This is a genomic window from Pseudobutyrivibrio sp. LB2011 (assembly GCF_000701765.1).
In the GTDB taxonomy this organism is placed as follows: domain Bacteria; phylum Bacillota; class Clostridia; order Lachnospirales; family Lachnospiraceae; genus Pseudobutyrivibrio; species Pseudobutyrivibrio ruminis.
Window position 1 is genome coordinate 55,649 of record NZ_JNJS01000009.1, and the last position, 26,290, is coordinate 81,938.

Sequence of the window (26,290 nt, forward strand, 5' to 3'; positions counted from 1 at the left end):
TTTAATAGATATAAAAAACAAAACCGTCTGCAAACATTGCCGACGGTTTTGTATAATTTACTTTGATAATATTTCTGTATCGTTGGTGAACTCTGTACCAGATACCTCTTCAAATTTATGTAAAAGGTCCTCAATTGTAAGATTCTTTTTTTCTTCTCCCGAAATGTTAAGAATAACTCTGCCCTCATTCATCATGATAAGTCGATTACCATAATGGATGGCATCTCTCATATTATGGGTAACCATCATGGCTGTAAGATTATTCTCTTTAATTAGCATATCAGTTATTTCAAGAACCTTTGCTGCAGTCTTTGGGTCGAGGGCTGCTGTGTGCTCATCTAGCAGTAAAACCTTTGGCTTTTGGAGAGTCGCCATGAGAAGTGTAAGGGCCTGTCTCTGTCCACCTGAAAGCAATCCTACCTTTGCTGTAAGTCTATCTTCCAAGCCCAAATCCAACTGCTTTAGCATTTCGTGATATCTTTCTCTTTCAGCTTTCGTAACGCCCCAGCCTAAACCTCTTGTTTTTCCTCTGCGTGCTGCCAAAGCCATGTTTTCATCAATCTGCATGTTTGCTGCAGTACCTGTCATAGGATCCTGGAACACTCTTCCCAAGTAACGGGCACGCTTGTGCTCTGGAAGGCCGGTAACATCAACACCATCTATTGAGATAGAACCTGCATCTACTGGCCACACACCTGCAATCGCATTAAGAAATGTGGATTTTCCTGCACCATTTCCACCAATTACTGTGCAGAATTCGCCCTCCTCTAAATAAAGAGATGCACCTGATAATGCTACTTTTTCATTTATTGTCCCAGCATTAAAAGTTTTTCTAATTTTATTAGCATTAAGCATTATCGTTTACCTCCTCTTTTTGCCGCCTTAAAGAAGGAGCTATTCATTTTATTCTTTAAATATGGCACAGCAAGGAATATTGCTACTATTATCGCTGTGAACAATTTCATGTCATTTGCTGGCATCTTGAGCCACAATACAAATGCTATGAAAATGTAATAAAGAATACCACCTACAATTACAAAACCAAGTGCAAGCCAGAATGTACTCTTTTTCTTGAAAAATGCATTACATAACACATCTCCAATAATGATGGATGCCAATCCTATTACAATCGCGCCTCTACCCATATTTACATCAGCATTACCATTGAACTGAGCAAATAGTGCGCCTGCAAAAGCAACTAGTGCATTTGATACTACAAGTCCTAATGCTTTCATTACATTTACGTTAATTCCCTGGGCTTTTGCCATGGCTGGGTTTGTGCCTGTAGCACGAAGCGCAGAACCCATTTCTGTTCCAAAGAACCAATACATGATTGCTATTATAATCACAGCAATCACAAGAACAGTGATTAACGCATCTGTTTTATATCTAAGTGAAACAGCCAAATTGTACTTATCTACTGAGATAGGAGTGTTTGGCTGATTTTTAGCAATTCTCAAATTTATTGAATATAATGCGAGCTGAGTAAGAATACCTGCCAATATATCAGGAATTCCAAGAACTGTATGTAATACACCTGTAATCAAGCCAGCTAATGCTCCTGCGATTAATGCAAGTACTAAAGCCAACACCCAAGAATGGCCTGATATAATCACCATAGCTGCAACAGCTCCTCCTGTTGCAAATGATCCATCTACCGATAAATCTGCAAAATTTAATAATTTGAATGTAATGTAGATACCTAGTGCCATTATTCCGTATATTATTCCCTGTGCAACTGTACCAGGCATTCCTGCAATTAATGTTTCAATTCCCATTTTAAACTCCAAAGAGCAAGGTCAAAATTTCTGACCTTGCCCCAAAATAATTTTATTTTGTTGCTAAATCTTATTATTCAGCCTCTTCTTCCATCTCGATTGCAACATAATCATCTGGAAGCTCAATTCCGAGCGCTTCTGCAATTACTGGATTATATTCCTTTGTAAACTCTGTTGCATACTGAATCTCATATGTAGCAGGGTCCTGTCCATTAACAAGGATTTCGTAAGCCATAAGACCTGCTGCGTATCCGATATCATAGTATGAAATAGAAAGTGTTGCGATACCGCATCCCTTACAGATTCCTTCCTCACCAGCGATGATTGGCACGCCTGCTGTAAGTGCTACATTGTTGATTGTTTCAGCGCAACTTGCTGCTACATTATCTGTAGGAACATATAATACATCGCTTTCTCCGCATGCTGTCTGAACTACTGTTGCAACGTCTGCTGAGTCAGAGAATGTGTATGCTGTAACATTGTATCCGTAGTCCTCAAGATATGTTGTAATCTGATTTGCCTGATATAATGAATTATCCTCGCCAGAGCAGTAGATGATTCCTACTTCTTTTGCATCTGGGAAAAGTTCATTTAACATTTCTGCCTGTCCATCAAGTGGAGCCAAATCAGATGTTCCTGTTACGTTGATTCCTGTTGTACCTTCCCAATCTTTAATTCCAAGTGCTGTACCATAATCTGTAATAGATGTAGCTACGATTGGAATAGAATTTGTTGCTGTTGAACTAGCCTGCATTGCAGGTGTTGCATTAGCCATAATCAAATCAACATTATCTGATACAAATGAATTTGCAATTGTGGCACATGTAGCTGTATCACCAGAAGCATTCTGTACGTTGATTTCTACCTGATCCCCAAGCTTCTCTTTTAAAGCATCTGAAAATCCCTCTGTCGCTGTATCAAGGGCTGGATGCTGCACTAACTGAATTACTCCTACATTGTATGTCTGATTAGCATCTGTAGTAGTTTCTTCTGTTGTTTCGGTTGTTGTGGCTGTTTCTGCTTCCTTTTGAGCGGCTGCATCTGTACCGCAACCAACCATGCTAAGAACCATTACTGAAGCCAAAACTGATGCAAGTATTTTCTTCTTCATGTTTTCCCCTCCTGATTATTCTTCTTTGAAGTACTTTAGCACTTTTAATCACTAAAGTCAACAAGAACAAAAATATGGGCCCACCAGGCCCATATTGATTACATACATGTATATCCGCCATCAACTGGAAGAATTACACCATTAACATATGTACTTGCTGGAGATGCAAGGAAAATTGCTGCTGTGTCTAGCTCGCCCTCTTTACCATATCTGTTAAGAGGAATCATTGTCTTTGCATATTGCTGGAAAAACTCACTATCCAATGTTTCTTTTGTAAGTGGTGTTTCAAAATATCCTGGGCAAATAGCATTGACCGTAATACCCTTATTTCCCCACTCTGATGCAAGCGCTCTTGTGAGATTTACAACACCGCCCTTTGCAGCGTGGTATGCTGCTGCCGGAGCAATATTATTTCCAACCAAGCCATACATAGAAGCAATATTTATAATACGGCCATATCCGGCAGGAATCATAGCCTTTTTAGCAATGGCTCTGGCCATCTTAAAACTACCTGTCAAATCAATGGCTACTTCTCCTTCAAATTGAGCATCTTCAACATCTTCTGCTGGTGTAGCACCTGAACCTGTACCAGCATTGTTAATTAAAATATCAATTCTGCTAAACTCTTTAAGGACTGTATCTACTGCAGCATTTACTTTCTCAGTATCTGTAATGTTGCAAGGAACTCCAATGGCCTTTACGCCATATGTGTCAGAAATCTCTTTTGCCACCTCTTCAATAAGATTCTGGCGACGGGCAACTGCTACTATATTACATCCCTGGGCTGCCAATGCCTTGGCCATCTGTACGCCAAGACCTGATGAGCAACCTGTTATAAGTGCTACTCGTCCCGATAAATCAAAATACTTTTTCTCCATAAAAACTTCCTCCTTTAATTTTATGCCATTGTATCAAAATCTCAGGAAAAATGTAAAAGTATTTTTGCATAATTTTGTATTTATTTTGTATTTTTCTGACAATTCGTTTGTTAATTATCAAACATTAAATGTGGATTACTTTATCTCCTTCATATTTATCAGTTAATTTTTTACAACAATAATAGAATCCAGGCACTAAGAATAGGTCTGCAAAAAGCCATGCTACAGGACTGGCCCATATAGCTCCGCCAAAGCCTATCATAGGTACCAAAGTAAATGCTACTAATATACGAGCTATCATCTCCATTACACCTGCAAATACCGCAAATGTGGAGAATCCCATTCCCTGGATTGCAAATCTAAATATATTAACTCCTGCAAGCAAAGTATAGGTAATACTATTTGCCAATAAGAACATTCTAGCCTGTTTAATAACAATGTCTGTGGATGTAAATAACCTTAAGATTGTACTTCCACTAAAGAACAATACTATAAAGATTAGTATTGCATATATCGTTCCTAACATCTGCGCTGTCCATACACCTTTTCGAACTCTTTGGATATCTTTTGCGCCAACATTCTGACCTGCAAATGTGGCCATAGTGCCTCCAAGTGCATCAAAAGGACATACTACAAACATAGATACTTTAGAGCCTGCTGTCATAGAAGCTACAGCGACAGTACCTAAGCCATTAACAGCGGTCTGTAGAACAACCGAGCCAATTGCTGTTATAGAGTATTGCAAGCCAAATGGAAGACCCATTGATATTAAGACAGCAGTATGGTGTGGGCCAAGTTTTAAATCTGACTTTGCAAGTTTAAGAATAGGGAATTTCTTTTTCATATAAATCAGGCAGCTTATACCTGCAATAAACTGAGATATTACAGTTGCAAGTGCTGGTCCATCTACGCTCATGCCCAAAACTATAATAAAAACAATATCTAATACAATATTGATTCCTGCTGCCATAATTAAGAAGTAGGTTGGCGTTTTGCTATCTCCTAGCGAACGCATTATACCAGCGGTAAGATTATACAAAAAAGTAACTGGTATTCCGAAAAATATAATTGAAATATAGGAATAAGCTAGCTGGATAATATCATTTGGGGTTTGCATAATCTCCAATATTTGATAACAAAAGATACTTACTACTAATGTTATAGCAAGAGCAAATATGCCAGATATTATTATTGAGTTTCCTACAAACTTACGCATCGAATCATAGGATTCTGCTCCAAATCGTTGGGCAACAGGAATTGCAAAACCCGAACAGACTCCTATACAAAAACCATTGATTAAAAAATTAATAGATCCAGTTGAACCTACTGCAGCTAATGCATTATCTCCTAATGTTTGACCAACTATAATAGTATCAACAAGGTTGTACATTTGTTGGAATAAAAGTCCCGCAAGCATAGGAATGGAAAACCCTAATATAAGCTTCATTGGACTTCCTTCTGTCATTTTCTTTGTGCTATCGGCTGCCATATTTAAGACCTCCCATTAATTTCTTTCTTGCTTTTAGAATACACCACATTTTATTTTTAATATAGTATTTATTTTAGCATTTTATATAATATTATAGATTTTTCACCATAGGCAATATACATATGGAATCTATTATTTCAATAAAAAAAACCAGGACTAATGTCCTGGTTTAAAAAAGCAAATATATATTATACAAGCTCAAGAACTACTTCCATAGCTGCATCGCCCTTACGTGGTCCGATCTTAACGATACGTGTATAACCACCCTTGCGGTCAACATACTTTGGAGCAATCTCATCAAATACAAAGTTAGCCATATCAACCTTGTGTGTCTCGCTCTTCTTAGCACCCTTAGCTGTAGGTGTGTAAAGAACCTGCATCATCTGACGACGAGCGTGAAGTCTTGAAGGAGAATCCTTCTTAATCTTCTTATCAACTGTATCGTATACAGTTACCTTCTTGCCATCAACAACTTCCTTTACTCTCTTACCATCTTTGTCCTTGCGTGCTACCTTAGCCTGAACTGTAACTTCTTCGAAGTTATCCTTTTCCTTAACACCAAGAGTAATGATGTGCTCAGCAATCTTCTTTACTTCCTTAGCCTTAGCTTCAGTTGTAACGATCTTGCCGTGATAAAGAAGCTCTGTTACCTGGTTTCTTAAAAGAGCTTTTCTCTGTGATGATGTTCTGCTTAATTTTCTGTACTTTGCCATTTCTTTTCTCCTTATAACTGGCGTTACAGGTGCTCATCGGTCTTACCCCGTAACTTGATTAATGGAAAGGCATGCGCGACAGTGCTCATCGGTCTTATCCGTCACGTATTATTTCCTGTTACTATATGCTCTCGAACTAGTCCTCTACCATTCTAAGTGAAAGGCCAAGCTCGCTAAGCTTCTGCTCTACTTCTTCCATTGACTTGCGACCAAGGTTACGAACCTTCATCATGTCATCTGGTGACTTGTCGCAAAGCTCTGCTACTGTGTTGATACCAGCTCTCTTTAAGCAGTTGTATGAACGAACTGAAAGCTCAAGCTCATCAATGCTCATTTCAAGAGTCTTACCTGTTGTATCATCAGGCTTATCAGCGATAACGCTAAGATCCTGAGCAGCATCTGAAAGGTTAACAAAAAGATTTAAATGCTCACTGAGAACCTTTGCAGCCATAGAAACGGCTTCATCAGGACCCATTGTGCCATTTGTATATACATCAAGTGTAAGCTTGTCATAATCTGTAACCTGGCCTACACGAGTGTCCTCAACTGTCATATTTACACGCTCTACTGGTGTGTAAATTGAGTCAACTGCAATCTTACCGATTGGAGTATCTGGAGTTTTGTTCTTATCTGCAGAGATATATCCACGATTCTTTGTAATTGTAAGCTCCATGTAAAGCTTGCAATCATTACCACCATTAAGATGTGCAATAACAAGATCAGGATTGATAATCTCGATATCAGAGTCAACCTGGATATCAGCAGCTGTAACAACTCCCTCTCCCTCGAACTCAATATATGCTGTCTTTGGCTCATCTGAAGAGCTATTATTTCTAATAGCAAGCTCCTTGATGTTCATTACGATTTCAGTAACATCCTCTTTTACACCTGGAATGGCACTGAACTCATGAAGAACGCCTTCAATCTTTATCTGGCTAACTGCAGCTCCTGGCAGAGACGAAAGCATAATTCTGCGAAGTGAATTACCAAGTGTTATACCATAACCTCTCTCAAGGGGTTCAACAACGAATCTGCCGTATTTTTTGTCCTCAGAAATCTCTACGATTTCAATATTTGGGTTTTCAAAATTTAACACTACATTGCCTCCTTATTTCATAAATTATGAAACTTAATGTACTAGACTCTAAAAAAGGAATATTTAATAAATATTCCATCAGATTACTTATTGCCACATAGTAAAATTGTAACAAATCGCACTTATACAAGCAAGCTTGTATAAGTGCTTTTTGTAAACATTTACTAATAATTATTATTTTGAATATAACTCGACGATAAGCATCTCGTCTACTGGTACATCAATCTGCTCTCTATTAGGAAGCTCTTTAACTGTACCCTTAAGGTTCTCAGCATCAACATCAACCCACTCTGGAGTTGTTCTACCAGCTGTAACCTCTGCGATATCCTTAAATCTCTGAAGGCTCTTTGACTTCTCGCGAACTTCGATAACATCGCCTGCCTTTACAAGATATGAAGGAACATTTACTGGCTTGCCGTTTACAAGGAACATCTTGTGATCAACAACCTGACGAGCTTCTTTTCTTGTACGAGCAAATCCCATACGGAATACTACGTTATCAAGACGGCTCTCAAGCATTGTCATAAGGTTTTCACCTGTCATACCCTTCTGACGGTCAGCCTTCTCATAATAATTACGGAAAGGCTTCTCAAGTACGCCATAAATGAACTTAGCCTTCTGCTTCTCCTGAAGCTGAAGAGCGTACTCAGACTTCTTGCCTCTTCCTCTATTCTTCTGTCTACGTGACTTTTTATCATATCCTAAAAATGTAGGATCTAAATCAAGAGATCTACATCTTTTAAGAACTGGTGTCTTATTAACTGCCATTAGATTTCCCTCCTAATTAGACTCTTCTACGCTTTGGTGGACGACATCCGTTATGTGGAACTGGAGTAACATCCTTGATTGTAAGAACCTGAACGCCGTTTGCATCGATTGCTCTGATTGCAGCTTCACGTCCTGAACCTGGTCCCTTTACGAATACATCTACACTCTTTAAACCGTGAACTAAAGCAGCCTTAACTGCTGTCTCTGCTGCCATCTGTGCAGCATAAGGAGTAGATTTCCTTGAACCTCTAAATCCTAGACCACCAGCACTTGCCCATGAAAGAGCGTTACCCTGAGCATCTGTAATAGTAACGATAGTATTATTGAAAGATGCCTGAACATGTACCTGTCCGTGTTCAACGTTTTTCTTTACACGCTTTTTTGTTGTCTTCTTTGCAACTTTAGCCATAATTAAACTAACCTACTTTCTTTCTATGAATATAATTACTTCTTCTTATTTGCTACTGTACGCTTTGGACCCTTGCGAGTACGAGCGTTTGTCTTAGTCTTCTGTCCACGAACAGGAAGACCCTTTCTATGACGGATACCTCTGTAGCATCCGATTTCCTGAAGTCTCTTAATATCAAGAGCTACTTCTCTTCTAAGATCACCTTCTACAGTCATAGTTTCGTCAATAACTGTGCTAATCTTCTTAACTTCTTCGTCAGTTAAATCCTTAACACGTGTGCTAGGATCTACACCAGCTGCTTCAAGAATCTTGTTTGAGCTTACTCTACCGATTCCGTAAATGTAAGTTAAACCAATTTCAATTCTCTTGTCTCTTGGTAAATCTACACCTGCAATACGAGCCATGTGTGTTTACACCTCCATAAATTTCTACTATTAATAAGCGATATAAGTAATACAGCTCCGATCACTCGGCCTGAAATGTGTGTACACCCATATCTGGAACAAATTGGCCTCGGTATGATAGGCCTATTTATTATGAACAGCCTAAATTAGATACTCTTTAGACTGCAGCCGCACATAATAAAATGCTACATAAACAAACAGGAATTAACCCTGACGCTGCTTATGCTTTGGGTTCTCGCAGATAATACGAATGCTACCCTTTCTTTTGATGACCTTGCACTTCTCGCACATAGGCTTTACAGAAGATCTTACTTTCACGATTTTCCTCCTTTCCATGCCCTTTTATTCAAAGGTTGTGGTCAATCTATATTTGAACATCTTAAAAACGTCCGTTTAATAGTATACTGGGCGTTTTAATGTATGTCAACAAATTTTTAATTATTTTTACTTATCTCTCCAAATAATTCTTCCCTTAGAAAGATCATATGGACTCATTTCGATTGTAACCTTATCACCTGGTAAGATACGAATGTAATTCTGTCTTAACTTACCACTGATATGAGCAAGAATCTGATGACCGTTTTCAAGCTCTACCTTAAACATAGCGTTAGGAAGTTTTTCAACTACCACTCCCTCAACTTCAATAACATCTGCCTTAGACATCTTTGTTCCTCCTATTATAAACTTTAAGAATTCTTTTTATTGATACATCATCTAATGTTTCAATATCTTTTACTTCTTCTAAAACATCAGACGGAATATTTTTTATTAGCTGTAAATGAATTTTCTTTTTCTTTTTAGGCTTGGCAACAAGTTTAGTTGTTCCATTTACAAGATAACAATACTCATCATCTTCTTTAAGAACTAAGTATATTTGTTTCTTATCATGACCAGCCTTAGATGTTGCAAGCATTAAATCCATTTATTTCCCTCCGGATTTGCAAGTTCTGTAGGTGTCAGTGTAAGAATTTCAGGAGCGCCGTCTGTAATTACAATTGTATTTTCATAATGAGCAGATAATGACTCATCCATTGTAACTACTGTCCATTCATCATCCATCCAAGCTACATCACAGCTACCAGCGTTTATCATTGGCTCTACAGCAAGTGTCATGCCTTTGATTAGTTTTGGACCTCTTCTAAATCTTCGTCTGAAGTTTGGAATTTCAGGTGCTTCATGAAGCGAAGTACCAATACCATGTCCAACCAAGTCTCTAACTACTCCGTATCCAAAGCTCTCTGCATAATCGCCAATCGCGCCTGATATATCATATAAATGATTACCAGCTGTAGCAAATTTCATACCTTGGAAGAAAGATTGACGTGTTCTTTCAATAAGAAGTCTTGCTTCTTCACTGATTTCTCCAACACCAACTGTACGAGCAGCGTCGCTATGGTATCCTTTGTAAAGAACTCCTGTATCCAAGCTAACAATATCTCCATTAACAAGGATATGGTCGTCAGTAGGAATACCGTGAACAACTTCATCATTTACGGATACACACACACTTGCTGGATATCCATAAAGACCTTTGAAATTTGGCTCACAGCCATAGCTTCTAATTACTTCTTCACCCAATCGATCCACGTCTAATGTAGACATTCCTTCGTGAATTTCTTTAGCTAACGTTTCATGAACCTGTGCTAAAATCTTTCCAGCTTCACGCATCAATTGAATTTCTTCATCAGTTTTAATAGTTATAACTTCTGACATCTTAAGCTCCTAAAATAGCAGTGATATCCTCAAAAACCTTTTCCATAGGCTGAGTTCCATCAACAGACTTCAAAATGTCCTTACCCTTATAGTATTCAATAAGAGGCTGTGTCTGATCATGATAAACATCAAGTCTCTTCTTTACTGTCTCTGGTTTATCATCATCTCTTAATACTAACTGGCTGCCACATGTATCGCATACGCCTTCCTTCTTAGGTGGAATAGAAACGATATGATATGTAGCACCACAATTTAAACAAGCTCTACGACCTGACATTCTATTGATAATATTCTCATCTGGAACATCTACGTCGATAGCATAATCCATTGTCTGTCCAATTTTAGTAAGTGCAGCATCAAGTGCTTCTGCCTGAGGAATAGTTCTTGGGAATCCGTCTAATACAAATCCGTTCTTAGCATCATCCTGTGCAATGCGGTCCATTACAAGATCACAAGTAAGTTCATCTGGAACAAGCAAACCCTGATCCATGTATTCCTTCGCCTTTTTTCCAAGTTCAGTACCATTTTTAATGTTGGCACGGAATATATCACCTGTAGAAATGTGAGGAATTGAATACTTCGCAGCAATCTGCTTTGCCTGTGTTCCTTTGCCTGCACCAGGTGCACCTAACATAATAATCTTCATTCAACAAACCCTCCTGCTTAGATGTTTTGTAAAAAATTCTGTAAAAAACACCTTAAGAGATACGCGAAAATCACGTATCTCCCTCAGTGTCAAAATGACAATTAGTCATTTAAAAATCCTTTATAATTACGAACCATCATCTGAGATTCAACCTGCTTTAATGTTTCTACGATAACACCAACAATAATGATGATTGATGTACCACCAAATGAAACACTAGCGCCAACCAAACCGTTAAAGACGATAGGAAGTAATGCTACGATTGAAAGACCAATTGCTCCAATGAAAATAACATGCTTTAAGATTGCTGTTAAATAATCTGAAGTAGGTTTTCCTGGTCGTATACCTGGAATAAATCCACCTGAACGCTTAAGGTTCTCTGCAATTTCCAAAGGATTGAAAGTAATCTCTGTATAGAAATATGCAAAACCAATAATAAGCAATACATAAACAAGTGCTCCAATTGTGTAAATCCAATTTGAAGGATTAAACCAATTAGACTGACTCATTCCACTTAAAATCTTGCCCCAAACACCGCTTGGCTGTTTGTTCAATAACTGAACAATCATAACAGGTGTCTGAAGTAATGACTGAGCGAAGATGACAGGGATAACACCTGCGGTGTTAACTCTCATAGGGATGATTGATGAATTGCCTCCAACCTGTCTTCTTCCCTGAATCTTATTTGAATATTGTACTGGAATACGTCTCTCTGCGCTCTGGAGTATAACAACGAATACAACAAGAGCAATAATTATTGCAGCAATAATAACTGCAGCTAACACTGCCTTTGGAATCGTTTTTCCAGCCATAAACTGCTCATAGAGCTTTGTTAAATCAGAAGGAATACGGCTAATGATATTAATAGTAAGAACTATTGAAATACCATTACCAATACCCTTTTCTGTAATTCTCTCACCAATCCACATAAGTACTGCAGATCCAGCTGTAAGTGCTACAACAACAAGTACATAGTTGAGGAATGGAACTGAGTATGTTACAAGATAACCACTTCTTCCAAAACCAACTGCCATTGCGATAGACTCACCAAGTGCCAAGGCGATTGTAAGATAACGAGTAATCTGTGTCATCTTCTTTCTACCTTGTTCACCATCACGCTGCATTTCTTCTAACTTAGGAAATGCAATTGTAAGCAACTGCATAATGATAGAAGATGTAATGTATGGAGTGATGTTCAATGCGAAAACTGACATTGATGAGAATGAACCACCAGTGATTGAATCAAAAAAGTTCAATGCACTATCACTATCCGCGAAGAGACTGCTAAAGGCATTGCCATTGATGCCAGGCACTGGAAGCAAGCTTCCAAGCCTAACAACAATAAGCATTAAAAATGTAAAACCAATTCGTCTTCTTAAATCTTTAATTTTAAAAGCATCGCGTAGTGTCTGAAACATTAGATCACCTCTGCAGTTCCGCCCAAGGCTTCAATCTTCTCCTTTGCGCTAGCACTAAATGCGTTTGCCTGAACGTTGAGCTTCTTTGTAAGCTCACCACCGCCAAGAATCTTAACGCCATCGCGAGGGTTCTTGATGATACCGCTCTCAACGAGTGTATCAACTGTTACAGTAGCACCATTATCAAATCTCTCTAAATAAGAAACATTGATACCAACGATTTCCTTTGTATTTCTATTCTTGAAACCACGCTTAGGAAGACGTCTGTATAAAGGCATCTGTCCACCTTCGAATCCAAGTCTAATGCTTCCGCCTGAACGAGCCTTCTGTCCCTTATGACCCTTACCAGCAGTCTTGCCATTACCTGAACCGTGACCACGGCCTCTTCTGAAATTATCACTATGCTTTGAGCCTTCTGCTGGCTGTAAGTTAGATAAATCCATTATGGCACCTCCTTCTATTAAATTTCTTCAACTTTTACTAAGTGATTGACCATTCTAAGCATTCCTCGAACGCTGTCGTTGTCAGGAAGCTCAACAGTCTTGTTGACCTTTCTAAGGCCAAGTGCTTCTACAGTCTTCTTGTTCTTTGGAACAGCGCCGATTGTAGACTTTACGAGTGTTACTCTTAACTTCTTCTCTGCCATTTACCTTTCCTCCTTAAGCAAGAATGTCTTCAACTTTCTTGCCACGAGCCTTTGCTACTTCCTCAGGTGACTTAAGAGACTTAAGTCCTTCGATTGTAGCAAGAACAACGTTCTGCTTATTTGATGATCCAAGTGACTTTGTACGGATATTTCCGATACCTGCAAGCTCACATACGGCACGAGCTGGACCACCAGCGATGATACCAGTACCTTCTGGTGCCTTCTTAAGAAGTACAGAAGCGCCTGTGTGCTTACCCTGAATGTCGTGTGTAATACTATGGTTGTCATCAAGCTTAACTGTGATAAGCTTCTTCATAGCATCTTCCTTACCCTTGCGGATAGCTTCTGGAATTTCAGCTGCCTTGCCAAGTCCAGCGCCAACGTGTCCGTTCTTATCGCCTACTACAACAAGAGCTGTGAAACGCATGTTACGTCCACCCTTAACAACCTTTGTTACACGCTTAATTTCTACAACCTGCTCAGTTAACTCTAACTGGCTAGCGTCAATGATTTCACGTTTCATGTGTTCTCCTCCTAGAATTCTAATCCAGCTTCTCTAGCTGCATCTGCTAAAGCTGCAACCTTGCCGGCATAAATGTAACCACCTCTGTCGAATACGACTTCCTTGATTCCCTTTTCCTGTGCCTTCTTAGCAATAACTGTACCGAGCTTTGTAGCTGCTTCTACGTTATTTGTCTTTGCAAGATCTGCCTTAACGTCTGCGTCAAGAGTAGATGCTGAAACAAGTGTATTTCCGCATGTATCATCAATAACCTGAACATACATGTGATTGTTGCTTCTGAACACTGCTAAACGTGGTCTTTCTGCAGTACCGGCTAGAGTGTTACGAAGTCTTCTATGCTTTGTCTGGCGAATTACTGATTTAGATTTCTTACTTACCATTTTACATTCACTCCTTTACTATTTCTTACCGGTCTTACCGACTTTACGTCTAATAACTTCATCAGCGTACTTAATACCCTTACCCTTATATGGCTCAGGTCTTCTCTTATCTCTGATGTTGGCAGCGTACTGACCAACCTTTTCCTTGTCGATACCCTTGATGATAATTTTATTTCCGTCAACTGTTGACTCGATACCCTCTGGATCTTCCATCTCTACTGGGTGTGAGTAACCAAGGTTAAGAGTAAGCTTCTTACCAGCCTTAGATGCTCTGTAACCTACACCGTTAACTTCAAGAGTCTTCTCATAGCCTGTTGTAACACCAACAACCATGTTGTTGATAAGTGTTCTTGTAAGACCATGTAAAGACTTCATCTTCTTTAAATCATTAGGTCTAGTAACAACAACTTCTGCACCCTCAAGCTTAATATCCATCTCAGATGGAAGTGTTCTCTCAAGAGTACCCTTAGGACCTTTTACAGTCACATGATTATTTTCTGCAATCTCAACTGTAACACCAGCTGGAACTGCGATTGGCATTCTTCCTATACGTGACATGCCCGTACCTCCTTAAATTTACTGTATGTCCGGCTTCTGTAACCGGGTTATACTTTAGGTAATTAGTTACTTGTTTGGATATGATTACCAAACATATGCAAGAACTTCGCCACCAACCTGAAGCTTACGAGCTTCCTTATCTGTGATGATGCCCTTGTTTGTTGAAAGGATAGCGATACCAAGTCCACCTAAAACGTATGGGATATCGTCCTTACCAGCATAAATACGAAGACCTGGCTTAGAAATTCTCTTAATACCAGAAATAATCTTCTCGTTCTTGTTTGCACCGTACTTTAATGTAACACGGATATCCTTGAAGTTACCATTATCAACGATGTCGTACTTTGTGATAAATCCTTCATCTACAAGAATGTCTGCAATTGCAACCTTCATCTTTGATGCAGGAACATCTACTGTATCATGTTTTGCAGTATTTGCATTACGGATTCTTGTAAGCATATCTGCTATTGGATCACTCATTGTCATGATGCAATTTCCTCCTAATTATCAATCTGTGCTCGTTATCTTACCATGAAGCTTTCTTTACGCCAGGGATCTGTCCCTTGTAAGCTAACTCACGGAAACATACTCTACAAATACCATACTTTCTAAGGTATGCATGTGGACGACCGCAGATTTTGCAACGACTGTACTCTTGTGTAGAGAACTTTGCTGTGCGCTGCTGCTTTACTTTCATTGACTTCTTTGCCATAACTTTCCTCCTATGCTTCCTTAGCGAAAGGCATATTGAATAAACGAAGTAATTCTCTAGCCTCTTCATCTGTCTTAGCTGTAGTTACGAAGATAATGTCCATACCACGAGTCTTGTCAATCTTATCGTACTCAATCTCAGGGAAGATGATCTGCTCCTTGATACCAAGTGCATAGTTTCCTCTACCATCGAATGAATTAGGATTAACACCTCTGAAGTCACGAACACGTGGGAGTGCAAGATTGATAAGACGATCTGCGAACTCATACATCTTCTCTCCACGAAGTGTAGTCTTACAGCCAATTGCCATACCTTCACGAATCTTGAAGTTAGCAACTGAATTCTTTGCCTTTGTTGTAACAGCTTTCTGGCCTGTAATCATTTCCATATCCTTGACTGCAGACTCAAGAAGCTTAGCATTGTCCTTTGCTTCGCCAACACCCATGTTGACAACGATCTTTTCGATCTTAGGAACTTCCATAATATTCTTGTATCCAAACTTCTCAACCATTGCTGGTACGATTTCATTAAGATACTGATCTTTTAATCTACTCAACGAACTGTTCTCCTTTCTTCAATTAGTCAATAACCTCGCCGGTCTTCTTTGCGAAACGGACTTTTTTGTCTCCGTCCATCTTGAAACCAACACGTGTAGGCTGACCGTTATGAAGTAACATAACATTTGAAGCATCGATAGGAGCTTCCTGCTCGATGATACCACCTGCCTGGTTGGCCATGCTAGGCTTAACATGACGCTTTACCATGTTAACACCTTCAACTGTAACGGTGTTATTCTTCTTATCTACTGCGATAACCTTACCTTCGTTGTTTACATCGCCACCTGCGATTACACGAACAGTATCGCCTTTTTTAATTTTCATAGTTGCCATTCTACTCTTCCTCCTACAATACTTCTGGAGCGAGAGAAACAATCTTCATGAACTGCTTCTCACGAAGCTCTCTAGCTACAGGTCCAAAAATACGAGTTCCTCTTGGAGTCTTGTCATCTTTAATGATGACTGCAGCATTTTCATCAAACTTGATATAAGAACCATCTTTACGACGGGCACCTTTAACTGAACGAACAACTACTGCCTTAACAACGTCACCCTTCTTTACAACGCCACCTGGTGTTGCATCTTTAACGGTAGCAGTAATTACGTCGCCGATATTGGCATATCTTCTTGTAGATCCACCCATAACACGGATAACAAGGATTTCCTTTGCTCCTGTATTATCGGCTACCTTTAATCTACTTTCCTGTTGTACCATTATAGTAGCCTCCTTTAATTATTTTGCTCTCTCGATAACTTCAACAAGTCTCCATCTCTTATCTTTAGAAAGTGGTCTTGTCTCCATTACCTTTACTGTATCTCCGATGTGAGCGTCGCCGTTCTCATCGTGAGCCTTAAGCTTATATGTCTTCTTAACGATCTTGTTGTAAAGTGGATGCTTTACATTGTCACGGATTGCAACAACGATTGTCTTATCCATCTTGTCGCTTACAACAACACCTGTACGTGTTTTTCTTAAGTTTCTTTCCACGTTTTTGATCTCCTTTCAAATAATTAAGATTCATGAATTAATTAAGCATTCTTCTCAGCTTCTGTGATAACAGTCTGAATACGAGCGATGTTACGACGAACCTCACGGATTCTTGCTGTATTGTCTAACTGATTTGTAGCATTCTGGAATCTTAAGTTGAAAAGTTCTTTCTTAGCTTCTACGAGCTGAGCATTAAGCTCTGCTACTGAAGTGTTCTTTAAATCTTCTACGTACTTTGTATTCTTCATTATGCTTCACCGCCTTCTAAATCCTCACGGGAAACTATCTTGCACTTGCAAGGAAGTTTATGTGTAGCGAGACGAAGTGCTTCTCTAGCAACTTCCTCAGATACTCCTGAGATCTCGAATAATACACGGCCCGGCTTAACAACAGCTACCCAATATTCAAGTGTTCCCTTACCTGAACCCATTCGAGTTTCAGCAGGTTTTGCAGTAACTGGCTTGTCTGGGAAAATCTTAATCCAAACCTTACCACCACGCTTAATGTAACGTGTCATAGCGATACGAGCTGCTTCGATCTGGTTTGACTTAATCCAAGCTGGCTCTGTTGCAACGATACCATACTCACCGTAAGATATCTTATTTCCTCTTGAAGCTTTTCCAGCCATGTTCCCACGGAACTGCTTTCTATGCTTCGCTCTCTTTGGCATTAACATATTATTGAGCTCCTCCTTCCACATTCTTTCTCTTTGGAAGTACTTCACCCTTATAGATCCAAACCTTTACGCCAACCTTACCATAAGTAGTGTCAGCCTCAGCGAATCCATAATCGATATCAGCACGAAGTGTCTGAAGTGGAATAGTACCTTCATTGTAAGACTCTGAACGAGCCATATCAGCACCACCAAGACGTCCTGAACAGCTTGTCTTGATACCCTTGATACCAGTCTTCATAGCGCGACCCATGCAAGACTTCATTGCTCTACGGAATGATACACGGTTCTCAAGCTGGCCAGCGATGTTCTCAGCAACGAGCTGTGCATCACGATCTGGTCTCTTGATTTCCTTGATATCAACAACAAGCTTATCGCTTGTCTGCTTCTGGAGCTCAGTCTTAATCTTGTCGATTTCAGCGCCGCCCTTACCGATAACAACGCCTGGCTTTGCTGTATAAACAGTAACCTTTACTCTACCAGCAGCGCGCTCGATTTCAATCTTAGAAACGCCTGCAGCGTAAAGCTTCTTCTTAAGAAATTTTCTGATATTATAGTCTTCAACTAAGTAGTCTGAGAAGTTCTCGCCCTCAGCGTACCACTTAGAATCCCAGTCCTTAATAACACCGACTCTTAAGCCATGAGGATTAACTTTCTGTCCCATGTTTTGCCTCCTTAATTTTTCTGATCAAGCACGATTGTGATGTGGCTCATTCTCTTTTCGATTCTGTAAGCTCTACCCTGTGCTCTTGGTCTAATTCTCTTCATTGTAGGTCCCTTGTTTGCATAGCACTCAGCTACTACAAGGTCCTTGCGATCTAAGCCGTTATTGTTCTCAGCGTTTGCAATAGCAGACTTAAGTAATTTCTCTATAACACTTGAAGCGTATCTTGGATTGTACATTACGATAGCAAGAGCTGTATCAACATCCTTACCACGAATGGCATCAAGTACGAAACAAGCCTTCTGAACTGACATTCTAGCATAAGATAACTTTGCTGAAGGTCTTGTATCCTTTACATCGTTTCTCTCACGTTTAATTTGAGATCTATGTCCCTTAGCCATGATAAAAACTCCTTTCTGTTAATTAGCGTACCTTTGACTTCTTTTCGTCTTTGCCATGACCTCTGTAGGTTCTAGTAGCAACGAATTCACCAAGCTTGTGTCCAACCATGTCTTCTGTAACATATACTGGAACATGCTTTCTACCGTCATGTACTGCAATTGTATGTCCAACCATCTGTGGGAAGATTGTAGAACGACGTGACCATGTCTTGATAACTGACTTGTCGCCGCTTGCGTTCATAGCATCAACCTTCTTTAATAAGCTTGCATCAGCAAATGGTCCTTTTTTTAATGAACGTGCCATGTGTATCCTCCTTACTTGATTGCTCTACCATCGCGTCTTCTTACGATGAGCTTGTTAGACTGCTTGTGCTTCTTTCTTGTCTTGAGACCAAGAGCTGGCTTGCCCCAAGGTGTGCATGGACCTGGACGTCCGATAGGAGCGCGGCCCTCACCACCACCATGTGGATGGTCATTAGGGTTCATAACAGAACCACGAACTGTAGGTCTGATACCCATGTGTCTCTTACGACCAGCTTTACCGATCTTAACAAGGTTGTGATCACCGTTACCGATTACACCGATTGATGCACGGCAGTTAAGAGGTACCATTCTCATTTCGCCTGAAGGAAGACGAAGTGTAGCGTACTTACCTTCTTTAGCCATGAGCTGAGCTGAGTTACCAGCTGAACGAACAAGCTGTCCGCCACGTCCTGGATAAAGCTCGATATTGTGAATAAGTGTACCAACTGGAATCTTCTCGAGTGGTAAGCAGTTACCAACTCTAACTTCAGCGTCAGCACCGTTCATAACTGTCATGCCGTCTGTAAGACCAGCTGGAGCAAGGATGTAAGCCTTCTCGCCGTCTGCGTAGCAGATAAGAGCGATGTTAGCTGTTCTGTTTGGATCGTACTCGATACCAATAACCTTTGCAGGAATTCCATCCTTATTTCTCTTGAAATCAATAAGTCTATATTTCTGTCTGTTACCGCCACCGTGATGTCTAACGGTAATCTTACCCTGATTGTTACGACCAGCGTGCTTCTTTAATGAAACAACAAGTGACTTCTCTGGAGATGTCTTTGTGATCTCAGCGAAATCTGAACCAGTCATATTTCTTCTAGAAGGTGTATATGGGTTATATGTCTTAATTCCCATTTTGTTTCTCCTTTCGTTTACTCGTTTATTATCGCGCTCGACTGCGCATAAAATTAATTAACTTTCGCTTTAAGCTATATCTTAAAGACCTGAGAAAATCTCGATATCTTTGCTATCAGCTGTAAGCTGAACGATAGCTTTCTTTGTCTTTGCTGTCTTACCGAATGTCATTCCACGTCTCTTTGTCTTGCCATCAGCGTTCATTGTGTTAACTGAAGCAACCTTTACTCCGTCGAACATCTTCTCAACAGCTTCCTTAATCATTGTCTTGTTAGCTTCTGGATGAACTAAGAATGTGTACTTCTTCTCAGCCATAGCGTTCATTGACTTTTCTGTGATTACAGGTTTAAGGATTACGTCATAATACTGTACATTTGCCATTATGCATATACCTCCTGAATCTGATCTACAGCAGCCTTTGTTACAACTACTGTGTTGTACTTAAGGATGTCATAAACGTTGATTGTGTTTGTAAGAGCTGTCTTAACTGTAGGAATGTTCTTTGCAGACATAACTACGTTCTTGTCATTTGTATCAAGAACAACAAGTGCCTTCTCAACGTTAAGGTTTGTTAATACCTTTGCAAAATCCTTTGTCTTAATAGCGTCAAACTTAAGCTCGTCAACAACGATGAACTTGTTCTCGTTAACTGCAGAAGTGAGTACAGACTTAAGAGCTGCTCTCTTCTCCTTCTTGTTGAGCTTAAATGAATAATCTCTTGGTGTTGGAGCGAATACTACGCCACCACCTGTCCACTGTGGAGATCTTGTAGAACCCTGTCTTGCATGACCTGTTCCCTTCTGTCTCCAAGGTTTTCTACCACCACCAGAAACCTCAGAACGAGTCTTAGCCTTCTGTGTTCCCTGACGGTTATTTGCAAGCTGCTGGACAACTGCCATGTGAACTAAGTGCTCATTAATCTCAACTGCGAAGATGCTGTCGTTAAGATCCATGGTGCCAACTTCTTTGCCTTCCATATTATATACGGATACTTTAGCCATCGCTAAGTTCCTCCTTTCCTATCGTAAGATTACTTTTCTGCTTTAACTGACTCTTTAATTGTTACAAGAGACTTCTTAGGTCCTGGAACAGCACCCTTTACTAAAAGCAGATTATTTTCAACATCAACACGTACAATCTCAAGGTTCTGGATTGTTACTTTGTTTCCGCCCATCTGACCTGGCATACCCTTGCCCTTGAATACACGGCTAGGTGAAGAACAAGCACCATTTGAACCCTGGTGTCTGTGGAACTTAGAACCGTGAGCCATAGGACCTCTGTGCTGGCCTAATCTCTTGATAGCGCCCTGGAATCCCTTACCCTTTGAAGTAGCTGTTGCATCAACCTTGTCACCAGCTTCAAAGATATCAGCCTTGATTTCCTGAGCAAGTGCATAATCTGCACAATTATCAAATCTGAACTCTCTAACAAATCTCTTTGGCTCAACACCAGCCTTATCGAAGTGACCCTTCTCTGGCTTGTTTACGCCATTGCGATGAATAATTTCTTTGCGTCCGTTTGCATCCTTATTAACAAGCTTTACTTTCTTGTCAACAAAGCCAACCTGAACAGCATCGTAACCATCATTTTCTACTGTCTTAATCTGTGTAACAACACATGGACCTGCAGAAAGTACAGTTACAGGAATAAGCTCGCCGCCTTCATTGAAGACCTGAGTCATTCCGACCTTTGTAGCTAAAATAGCTTTCTTCATGTTTTCTTACCTCCATTTTCTACAGCGGAACGCTTCTTGCCCAAAACTATGGGGTAGCGGAACCGTTCATCCTAGAACAGTGTCATATAAGTGGAATAAGATAAGAACTTATTGCTTCTATATAAAACCATCTTGGATGTTTTCTTAATTAAATGAACCCAATTACTTGTTCTTGATGCTGATCTCAACACCTGCAGGCATCTCTAACTTTGAAAGAGCCTCAACAGTCTTCTGTGTTGGGTCGATGACATCAATCAATCTCTTATGAGTTCTCTGCTCGAACTGCTCACGAGAGTCTTTGTACTTATGTACAGCTCTAAGAATTGTAACAACTTCCTTCTTTGTTGGAAGAGGTACTGGACCACTAACCTGTGCTCCGTTCTTCTTAACAGTCTCGATGATTTTCTTGGCAGATGAATCTACTAACTCATGATCATAAGCCTTGAGTGTGATTCTCATAACTTGATTTGCCATAAAAAAAGTCTCCTCCTTTTTCGTTTTTCTTTTTGTGAAAAAGCGATCAAGTGGCGACTGTACACTTACCCGTGTGTTTCATGTTTCAAAACTCAAAGTTCGAACCAAGTTCTCACACGTCGTCTCCGCAGATGCGGACGGTTTTCTGTTGTACAGTGACTTGTCGTCAGTTTCCTAACTTGACATTCGCTCCACGGAAAACCAACCTCAGCAAGCTGGGTTGCAACCTCACGCTTCATAGCTATCATGTCACAGCAAGTAATAATATACACGAGAAATGGGAAGTCTGCAATAAAAAGAAGAAAAATATTGTATTTTATTTAGTACAATCCTGTTTTCTACTAAATATTGTGTTTTTTATACAGTGTTTGTACTATTAGACATTGAACATTGACAATCTTCAAGTATAATATTCAAGGCATAAGAAATTACTACCTATAATATAGGAAGTAATTATTATTGTAAACAATATAGTTAATATAGAAAGGATTGTTACTTTCATAAGTAACTTGGTGAAATATGAATACAGCATCAAATTGGAAAGATTACGAAATAATCGATTGCTCCTCAGGCGAGAAGCTTGAACGTTGGGGCGACTATGTTCTTCTTAGGCCTGACCCTCAGGTTATTTGGAACACTCCAAAGAAATCTTCCTATTATAAGAAATTAAATGCACACTACCATCGTTCAAATAAAGGTGGTGGCGAATGGGAATTCTTTGACTTACCAGAACAGTGGACTATCAGCTATCCTATCTGTGGTCACGACTTAAAGTTCAACCTAAAGCCTTTCGCTTTCAAGCATACAGGTCTTTTCCCTGAGCAGGCCGTTAACTGGGATTGGTTTTCTTCTATTATAAATAAGGAAGTAACTGAAAAGAAACGCCCCGTTAGAGTCCTTAATCTTTTTGCATATACAGGAGGTGCAACTCTTGCCGCAGCAGCTGCTGGAGCTCAGGTTACTCATGTTGATGCCTCAAAGGGCATGGTTCAGTGGGCAAAGGAAAACGCTGCTTCATCTGGTCTTTCTGAAGCACCAATCAGATGGCTTGTAGATGACTGCCGTAAGTTTGTAGAACGCGAAATTCGTCGTGGCAACAAATACGATGGAATCATCATGGATCCACCTTCATACGGAAGAGGATCAAAGAACGAGATTTGGAAAATTGAAGATGATATTTTCCCATTCATACAGCTTTGCGAGCAAATCCTTTCAGATGACGCTCTTTTCTTCTTAGTAAACTCTTACACAACAGGTTTACAGCCAGCTGTATTAAATTATATGATAAGCACAGCTTTATTGGATAAACATCCAGGGGAGGTTAACGCTGACGAAATTGGTCTTCCAGTTACAGAATCAGGATTAGTATTACCATGTGGAGCCAGCGGACGTTGGGTTAGAAAATAACGCACTATAATATAAAAGGAACTCAATTTTATGACTGAAACAAACACAATAAACCCTCTTGGTATAGAGCCAGTAGGAAAGCTACTAAAGAAATTTGCTATTCCTAGTATAATAGCCATGCTTGTAGGTTCTCTCTACAACATGGTGGATCAATTATTCATTGGAAACTTTGTTGGACCCCTTGGTAACGGCGCAACAAACATCCAGTTTCCACTTTCAATTTTAAACGTATCGATTGCACTTTTGTGCGGCATAGGTGCTGCTTCAACATTTAACTTGGCGATGGGCCGTGGCGAAACAGAAAAGGCCGGTCATTACATTGGTAACGCTGTAACTGTAATGCTAATAGGTGGTTTAATCCTGACAGTTATAACCGAGCTTTTCCTTGAGCCAATTTTGTTGGCATGTGGAGCAACAGAAAACATTCTCCCATACGCAATGGAATATTCAAGAATATGCGCGCTTGGATTTCCATTCTTTATCTTATCAGGTGGCGGAAGTCATCTAGTACGAGCTGATGGCAGCCCAAATATGACTATGGCAATCAACCTCGTAGGCGCTATCGTAAATACGATACTTGATTATTTATTCGTAGCAGTTTTCGGATGGGGAATGTCTGGTGCCGCCATCGCGACAATCATTGGTCAATATATCGCTGGATTTATGGTTCTAATCTATTTAACCAGATTTAAAACCGTAAAACTTTCCAAGGAACATTTCATCCCACAGCTTTCTATTATTGTAGCAATTGCATCCTTAGGTACAGCTCCATTTATTAATCAAATTGCTATGATGCTTGTGCAGATTGTAATGAATCATGTAATGGGACACTATGGCGCTCAATCTATTTACGGTTCAGATATTCCTATTACCTGCGCCGGAATTATTTCAAAGGTTAACGGCATATGCTTCTCTTTTGTAATCGGTATTTCTCAAGGTTTACAGCCAATCATCAGTTTCAACTATGGGGCTAAAAACTACCAACGAGTAAAAGATGCTTATCATCTTGCCATTAAATTAGCTGCAATCATCACTACTATCAGTTGGTTATGTTTCCAGCTTTTCCCTCGCCAAATAGTTTCGATTTTTGGTTCAGGTTCAGAGTTGTATTTTGATTTTTGTACTAAGTATTTCAGAATATTCTTATTTGGTATTTGTACTGCTTTCTTGCAGCCACTTACTTCCAATTTCTTTACAGCAATTGGAAAACCATACAAAGGAATTTTCATGTCACTTACAAGACAAGTTTTATTCCTTACCCCACTTATTATTCTATTGCCATTTTTCTTTGGATTTAATGGCGTATTATATGCAGGACCAGTTGCAGATGTTCTTTCGTTTACAATCTGCTTCATACTTATTCGAAGAGAATTCTCTCGTCCAGAATTCCGAAACCTATAATAAAAAGAGCCAAACCGTTATGGTTGGCTCTTTTTTAGATTTATTCTGTTTTCACGTCAACATTGGCGCCTGTAATATTAACATTTTTGTTAACCTTAGCATCGTATGTGTTAGCTTTCATGATTTCAGCAAGATCTACTCCTGTAGCCTCGCTCATTGTATCAAAGACCTGCTTTAAAACTACAGGCATGTTACCTGATATTTTAGCAGCTCCGCCTTCACCGCCTTCGCCAGTTTCGTAGATGTTAATCTTATCAATTGCAGCAAGAGGCTTTGCAATCTCAGCAGCAATTTCTGGCATAACCTTAATCATCATCTCTGCCATAGCGGCACCATTGTACTTGCGATATGCTTCGGCTTTCTTTTCCATAGCTTCAGCTTCTGCAAGACCTTTTGCCTTTATTGCCTCAGCTTCCGCCTTACCTTTCGCAGCAATACCGGCTGCTTCTGCATCATACTTTGCCTTAATACCAGCTGCTTCCTGCTCTGCAGCAAACTTCTGAGCTTCTGCCTGTGCTTTCTTTGCATCAGCTTCACGCTCCTGCTCATACTTGGCAGCCTCAGCTTTTTTCTGTCTCTGAATTAACTCAGCTTCTGCTTTTTTCTCAGCCTGATACTTTTCAGCATCTGCCTGCTTCTCGATCTGAGCAGCAAGTTCCTGCTGTTTAACAACAACTTCCTTCTGCTTCAATTCTGCTTCGCGCTCAGCCTTAGCAATCTGTGCATTTACTGTAGCAGCCTCAATTGTCTTCTGCTGTTCCTGCTGCTGAATTGAATATGCTGCATCTGCGACAGCGTTAGCTGTATCAGCCTGCTGCTTCAACTCTGCCTGCTTAATAGCAAGGGCATTATTCTTTTCTGCAATTTCTGTCTGTGCAGTAACTCTTGCATCATTAGCAGCTTTATCAGCCTCAGCCTGTGCAATAGCAACATCTCTATCAGCCTGTGCTTTTGCAATAGCTGCATCTTTCTTAATCTTAGCAGTGTTGTCCATACCAAGATCATTGATAAGTCCATTCTCATCAGTTACATTCTGAATGTTGCATGAAAGGATTTCGATACCAAGTTTGTTCATATCCTTAGATGCTTTTTCCATAACCTGATCAGAAAAGCTATCTCTATCAGTATTGATTGTCTTTAATGACAATGTACCGATGATTTCACGCATGTTACCTTGTAAAGAATCCTGTAAATCCATAGTGATTTGGTCTGGATTCTTATTTAAGAAGTTCTTTGCTGCAAGCTGAATTGATGAAGCATCTGTGCCAATTCTTACTTTTGCTACAGCATCAACATTTACATTAATAAAATCGTTAGTAGGCACTGACTGTTCAGTTTTGATATCAACTGTCATCTGTCCCAAATAAAGCTTATCAACTCTTTCAAAGAATGGAATCTTGATTCCAGCTCGTCCCACAAGAATACGAGGAGTCTTGCGAAGACCAGAAATGATATAGGCTCTGTCTGGTGGCGCCTTTACATAGCCTGCCACAATTACTAACAGAACTACAATAATAAGTGCGATAATAGGTATTAGTTCCATAACATTTTCCCTCTCTTTCAAAAAAATAACTGCCCAAAACTATTATTTTGGACAGTTATATTAAAGCA

General features: G+C 39.8%; 40 protein-coding genes. 2 read left to right on the forward strand and 38 right to left on the reverse strand.

Annotated features, from left to right (window positions below):
* Positions 1-57 precede the first annotated feature (57 nt).
* The 37 genes from T375_RS11445 to rpsJ all read right to left on the reverse strand — a co-directional run bounded on the left by T375_RS11445 (position 58) and on the right by rpsJ (position 21,871).
* Entirely contained in the window at positions 58-855 is a 798-nt protein-coding gene (locus T375_RS11445) for an ABC transporter ATP-binding protein (RefSeq protein WP_044938650.1), read from the reverse strand.
* Positions 855-1,778 (reverse strand): ABC transporter permease, encoded by a 924-nt coding sequence (locus T375_RS11450; RefSeq protein ID WP_044938652.1) that lies wholly within the window; start codon positions 1,776-1,778, stop codon positions 855-857. Before T375_RS11450 ends, T375_RS11445 begins: the two co-directional genes overlap by 1 nt.
* 73 nt (positions 1,779-1,851) lie before the next feature.
* On the reverse strand, positions 1,852-2,889 hold the full coding sequence (locus T375_RS11455; RefSeq protein ID WP_044938655.1) for an ABC transporter substrate-binding protein: 1,038 nt from the start codon (positions 2,887-2,889) through the stop codon (positions 1,852-1,854).
* Positions 2,890-2,987: 98 nt separating this feature from the next.
* Positions 2,988-3,767 carry an SDR family oxidoreductase gene (locus T375_RS11460; RefSeq protein WP_044938659.1) on the reverse strand — a complete coding sequence of 260 codons (780 nt, stop codon included), beginning with the start codon at positions 3,765-3,767 and terminating at the stop codon, positions 2,988-2,990.
* Between the two features lie 124 nt (positions 3,768-3,891).
* The gene (locus tag T375_RS11465; RefSeq protein WP_044938662.1) at positions 3,892-5,256 is read right to left on the reverse strand and encodes an MATE family efflux transporter; all 1,365 of its coding nucleotides are present in this window, start codon (positions 5,254-5,256) and stop codon (positions 3,892-3,894) included.
* Positions 5,257-5,444: 188 nt separating this feature from the next.
* Positions 5,445-5,969 (reverse strand): bL17 family ribosomal protein, encoded by a 525-nt coding sequence (locus T375_RS11470; RefSeq protein WP_033153100.1) that lies wholly within the window; start codon positions 5,967-5,969, stop codon positions 5,445-5,447.
* Between the two features lie 136 nt (positions 5,970-6,105).
* Positions 6,106-7,065 carry a DNA-directed RNA polymerase subunit alpha gene (locus T375_RS11475; RefSeq protein WP_033153098.1) on the reverse strand — a complete coding sequence of 320 codons (960 nt, stop codon included), beginning with the start codon at positions 7,063-7,065 and terminating at the stop codon, positions 6,106-6,108.
* A gap of 174 nt (positions 7,066-7,239) precedes the next feature.
* Positions 7,240-7,833, reverse strand: a complete 594-nt coding sequence (rpsD, locus tag T375_RS11480) for a 30S ribosomal protein S4 (protein ID WP_033153092.1) — start codon at positions 7,831-7,833, stop codon at positions 7,240-7,242.
* Positions 7,834-7,849: 16 nt separating this feature from the next.
* The gene (gene rpsK, locus T375_RS11485; RefSeq protein WP_015548335.1) at positions 7,850-8,242 is read right to left on the reverse strand and encodes a 30S ribosomal protein S11; all 393 of its coding nucleotides are present in this window, start codon (positions 8,240-8,242) and stop codon (positions 7,850-7,852) included.
* 35 nt (positions 8,243-8,277) lie between these two features.
* Positions 8,278-8,646: a 30S ribosomal protein S13 gene (rpsM, locus tag T375_RS11490; RefSeq protein WP_044938667.1), complete on the reverse strand. Its 369-nt coding sequence runs from the start codon at positions 8,644-8,646 to the stop codon at positions 8,278-8,280.
* 204 nt (positions 8,647-8,850) lie between these two features.
* Positions 8,851-8,964, reverse strand: coding sequence for a 50S ribosomal protein L36 (rpmJ, locus tag T375_RS11495; RefSeq protein ID WP_004604068.1), 114 nt, complete (start codon positions 8,962-8,964; stop codon positions 8,851-8,853).
* A gap of 126 nt (positions 8,965-9,090) precedes the next feature.
* Positions 9,091-9,309, reverse strand: a complete 219-nt coding sequence (infA, locus tag T375_RS11500; protein WP_015548337.1) for a translation initiation factor IF-1 — start codon at positions 9,307-9,309, stop codon at positions 9,091-9,093.
* A complete protein-coding gene (locus T375_RS11505; protein ID WP_044938672.1) occupies positions 9,302-9,568 on the reverse strand; it encodes a KOW domain-containing RNA-binding protein in 267 nt (88 codons plus the stop codon). The genes infA and T375_RS11505 overlap by 8 nt, the downstream gene beginning before the upstream one ends.
* Positions 9,559-10,359 (reverse strand): type I methionyl aminopeptidase, encoded by an 801-nt coding sequence (gene map, locus T375_RS11510; RefSeq protein WP_033153088.1) that lies wholly within the window; start codon positions 10,357-10,359, stop codon positions 9,559-9,561. The genes T375_RS11505 and map overlap by 10 nt, the downstream gene beginning before the upstream one ends.
* Before the next feature lies 1 nt (position 10,360).
* Positions 10,361-11,005 (reverse strand): adenylate kinase, encoded by a 645-nt coding sequence (locus T375_RS11515; RefSeq protein WP_044938676.1) that lies wholly within the window; start codon positions 11,003-11,005, stop codon positions 10,361-10,363.
* Between the two features lie 101 nt (positions 11,006-11,106).
* A complete protein-coding gene (secY, locus tag T375_RS11520; protein WP_033153086.1) occupies positions 11,107-12,423 on the reverse strand; it encodes a preprotein translocase subunit SecY in 1,317 nt (438 codons plus the stop codon).
* Entirely contained in the window at positions 12,423-12,866 is a 444-nt protein-coding gene (gene rplO, locus T375_RS11525) for a 50S ribosomal protein L15 (RefSeq protein ID WP_033153085.1), read from the reverse strand. The genes secY and rplO overlap by 1 nt, the downstream gene beginning before the upstream one ends.
* Positions 12,867-12,883: 17 nt before the next feature.
* The gene (gene rpmD / locus T375_RS11530) at positions 12,884-13,069 is read right to left on the reverse strand and encodes a 50S ribosomal protein L30 (RefSeq protein WP_015548343.1); all 186 of its coding nucleotides are present in this window, start codon (positions 13,067-13,069) and stop codon (positions 12,884-12,886) included.
* 13 nt (positions 13,070-13,082) lie between these two features.
* Entirely contained in the window at positions 13,083-13,592 is a 510-nt protein-coding gene (rpsE, locus tag T375_RS11535; RefSeq protein WP_033153084.1) for a 30S ribosomal protein S5, read from the reverse strand.
* Positions 13,593-13,603: 11 nt separating this feature from the next.
* Positions 13,604-13,972, reverse strand: coding sequence for a 50S ribosomal protein L18 (gene rplR / locus T375_RS11540; RefSeq protein WP_044938681.1), 369 nt, complete (start codon positions 13,970-13,972; stop codon positions 13,604-13,606).
* Between the two features lie 18 nt (positions 13,973-13,990).
* A complete protein-coding gene (gene rplF, locus T375_RS11545; protein ID WP_033153082.1) occupies positions 13,991-14,530 on the reverse strand; it encodes a 50S ribosomal protein L6 in 540 nt (179 codons plus the stop codon).
* A gap of 84 nt (positions 14,531-14,614) precedes the next feature.
* Complete coding sequence (gene rpsH, locus T375_RS11550) at positions 14,615-15,016, reverse strand: 30S ribosomal protein S8 (RefSeq protein WP_028234420.1); 402 nt, start codon at positions 15,014-15,016, stop codon at positions 14,615-14,617.
* A 40-nt stretch (positions 15,017-15,056) separates the two neighbouring features.
* Positions 15,057-15,242, reverse strand: a complete 186-nt coding sequence (locus T375_RS11555) for a type Z 30S ribosomal protein S14 (protein WP_028234421.1) — start codon at positions 15,240-15,242, stop codon at positions 15,057-15,059.
* Between the two features lie 10 nt (positions 15,243-15,252).
* Positions 15,253-15,798 (reverse strand): 50S ribosomal protein L5, encoded by a 546-nt coding sequence (gene rplE, locus T375_RS11560; RefSeq protein WP_033153076.1) that lies wholly within the window; start codon positions 15,796-15,798, stop codon positions 15,253-15,255.
* Between the two features lie 22 nt (positions 15,799-15,820).
* Positions 15,821-16,132: a 50S ribosomal protein L24 gene (rplX, locus tag T375_RS11565; RefSeq protein ID WP_015548349.1), complete on the reverse strand. Its 312-nt coding sequence runs from the start codon at positions 16,130-16,132 to the stop codon at positions 15,821-15,823.
* A gap of 13 nt (positions 16,133-16,145) precedes the next feature.
* A complete protein-coding gene (gene rplN, locus T375_RS11570; protein ID WP_015548350.1) occupies positions 16,146-16,514 on the reverse strand; it encodes a 50S ribosomal protein L14 in 369 nt (122 codons plus the stop codon).
* An 18-nt stretch (positions 16,515-16,532) separates the two neighbouring features.
* A complete protein-coding gene (gene rpsQ, locus T375_RS11575; protein ID WP_028234423.1) occupies positions 16,533-16,787 on the reverse strand; it encodes a 30S ribosomal protein S17 in 255 nt (84 codons plus the stop codon).
* Positions 16,788-16,828: 41 nt separating this feature from the next.
* The gene (gene rpmC / locus T375_RS11580) at positions 16,829-17,035 is read right to left on the reverse strand and encodes a 50S ribosomal protein L29 (RefSeq protein ID WP_015548351.1); all 207 of its coding nucleotides are present in this window, start codon (positions 17,033-17,035) and stop codon (positions 16,829-16,831) included.
* A complete protein-coding gene (rplP, locus tag T375_RS11585) occupies positions 17,035-17,463 on the reverse strand; it encodes a 50S ribosomal protein L16 (protein WP_033153074.1) in 429 nt (142 codons plus the stop codon). The genes rpmC and rplP overlap by 1 nt, the downstream gene beginning before the upstream one ends.
* A gap of 1 nt (position 17,464) precedes the next feature.
* Positions 17,465-18,124, reverse strand: a complete 660-nt coding sequence (gene rpsC / locus T375_RS11590) for a 30S ribosomal protein S3 (protein ID WP_044938686.1) — start codon at positions 18,122-18,124, stop codon at positions 17,465-17,467.
* 11 nt (positions 18,125-18,135) lie between these two features.
* Entirely contained in the window at positions 18,136-18,525 is a 390-nt protein-coding gene (rplV, locus tag T375_RS11595) for a 50S ribosomal protein L22 (RefSeq protein WP_033153070.1), read from the reverse strand.
* Positions 18,526-18,547: 22 nt separating this feature from the next.
* Positions 18,548-18,829 carry a 30S ribosomal protein S19 gene (rpsS, locus tag T375_RS11600; RefSeq protein ID WP_028234427.1) on the reverse strand — a complete coding sequence of 94 codons (282 nt, stop codon included), beginning with the start codon at positions 18,827-18,829 and terminating at the stop codon, positions 18,548-18,550.
* A gap of 11 nt (positions 18,830-18,840) precedes the next feature.
* Positions 18,841-19,683 carry a 50S ribosomal protein L2 gene (rplB, locus tag T375_RS11605; protein WP_044938688.1) on the reverse strand — a complete coding sequence of 281 codons (843 nt, stop codon included), beginning with the start codon at positions 19,681-19,683 and terminating at the stop codon, positions 18,841-18,843.
* Positions 19,684-19,764: 81 nt separating this feature from the next.
* Positions 19,765-20,064, reverse strand: coding sequence for a 50S ribosomal protein L23 (rplW, locus tag T375_RS11610; protein ID WP_015548357.1), 300 nt, complete (start codon positions 20,062-20,064; stop codon positions 19,765-19,767).
* Positions 20,064-20,684 carry a 50S ribosomal protein L4 gene (gene rplD / locus T375_RS11615; protein WP_033153066.1) on the reverse strand — a complete coding sequence of 207 codons (621 nt, stop codon included), beginning with the start codon at positions 20,682-20,684 and terminating at the stop codon, positions 20,064-20,066. Before rplD ends, rplW begins: the two co-directional genes overlap by 1 nt.
* A gap of 29 nt (positions 20,685-20,713) precedes the next feature.
* Positions 20,714-21,397, reverse strand: coding sequence for a 50S ribosomal protein L3 (gene rplC, locus T375_RS11620; RefSeq protein WP_044938691.1), 684 nt, complete (start codon positions 21,395-21,397; stop codon positions 20,714-20,716).
* A gap of 162 nt (positions 21,398-21,559) precedes the next feature.
* On the reverse strand, positions 21,560-21,871 hold the full coding sequence (rpsJ, locus tag T375_RS11625) for a 30S ribosomal protein S10 (RefSeq protein WP_015548360.1): 312 nt from the start codon (positions 21,869-21,871) through the stop codon (positions 21,560-21,562).
* A 519-nt stretch (positions 21,872-22,390) separates the two neighbouring features.
* Between rpsJ and T375_RS11630 the strand changes: the two genes are divergently transcribed.
* The gene (locus T375_RS11630) at positions 22,391-23,278 is read left to right on the forward strand and encodes a class I SAM-dependent methyltransferase (RefSeq protein ID WP_044938694.1); all 888 of its coding nucleotides are present in this window, start codon (positions 22,391-22,393) and stop codon (positions 23,276-23,278) included.
* 30 nt (positions 23,279-23,308) lie between these two features.
* Positions 23,309-24,679 carry an MATE family efflux transporter gene (locus T375_RS11635; protein ID WP_044938697.1) on the forward strand — a complete coding sequence of 457 codons (1,371 nt, stop codon included), beginning with the start codon at positions 23,309-23,311 and terminating at the stop codon, positions 24,677-24,679.
* A 40-nt stretch (positions 24,680-24,719) separates the two neighbouring features.
* Here the strand turns inward: T375_RS11635 and T375_RS11640 are convergent, their stop codons facing one another.
* Positions 24,720-26,222, reverse strand: coding sequence for a flotillin family protein (locus tag T375_RS11640; RefSeq protein WP_044938699.1), 1,503 nt, complete (start codon positions 26,220-26,222; stop codon positions 24,720-24,722).
* Positions 26,223-26,290 lie beyond the last annotated feature (68 nt).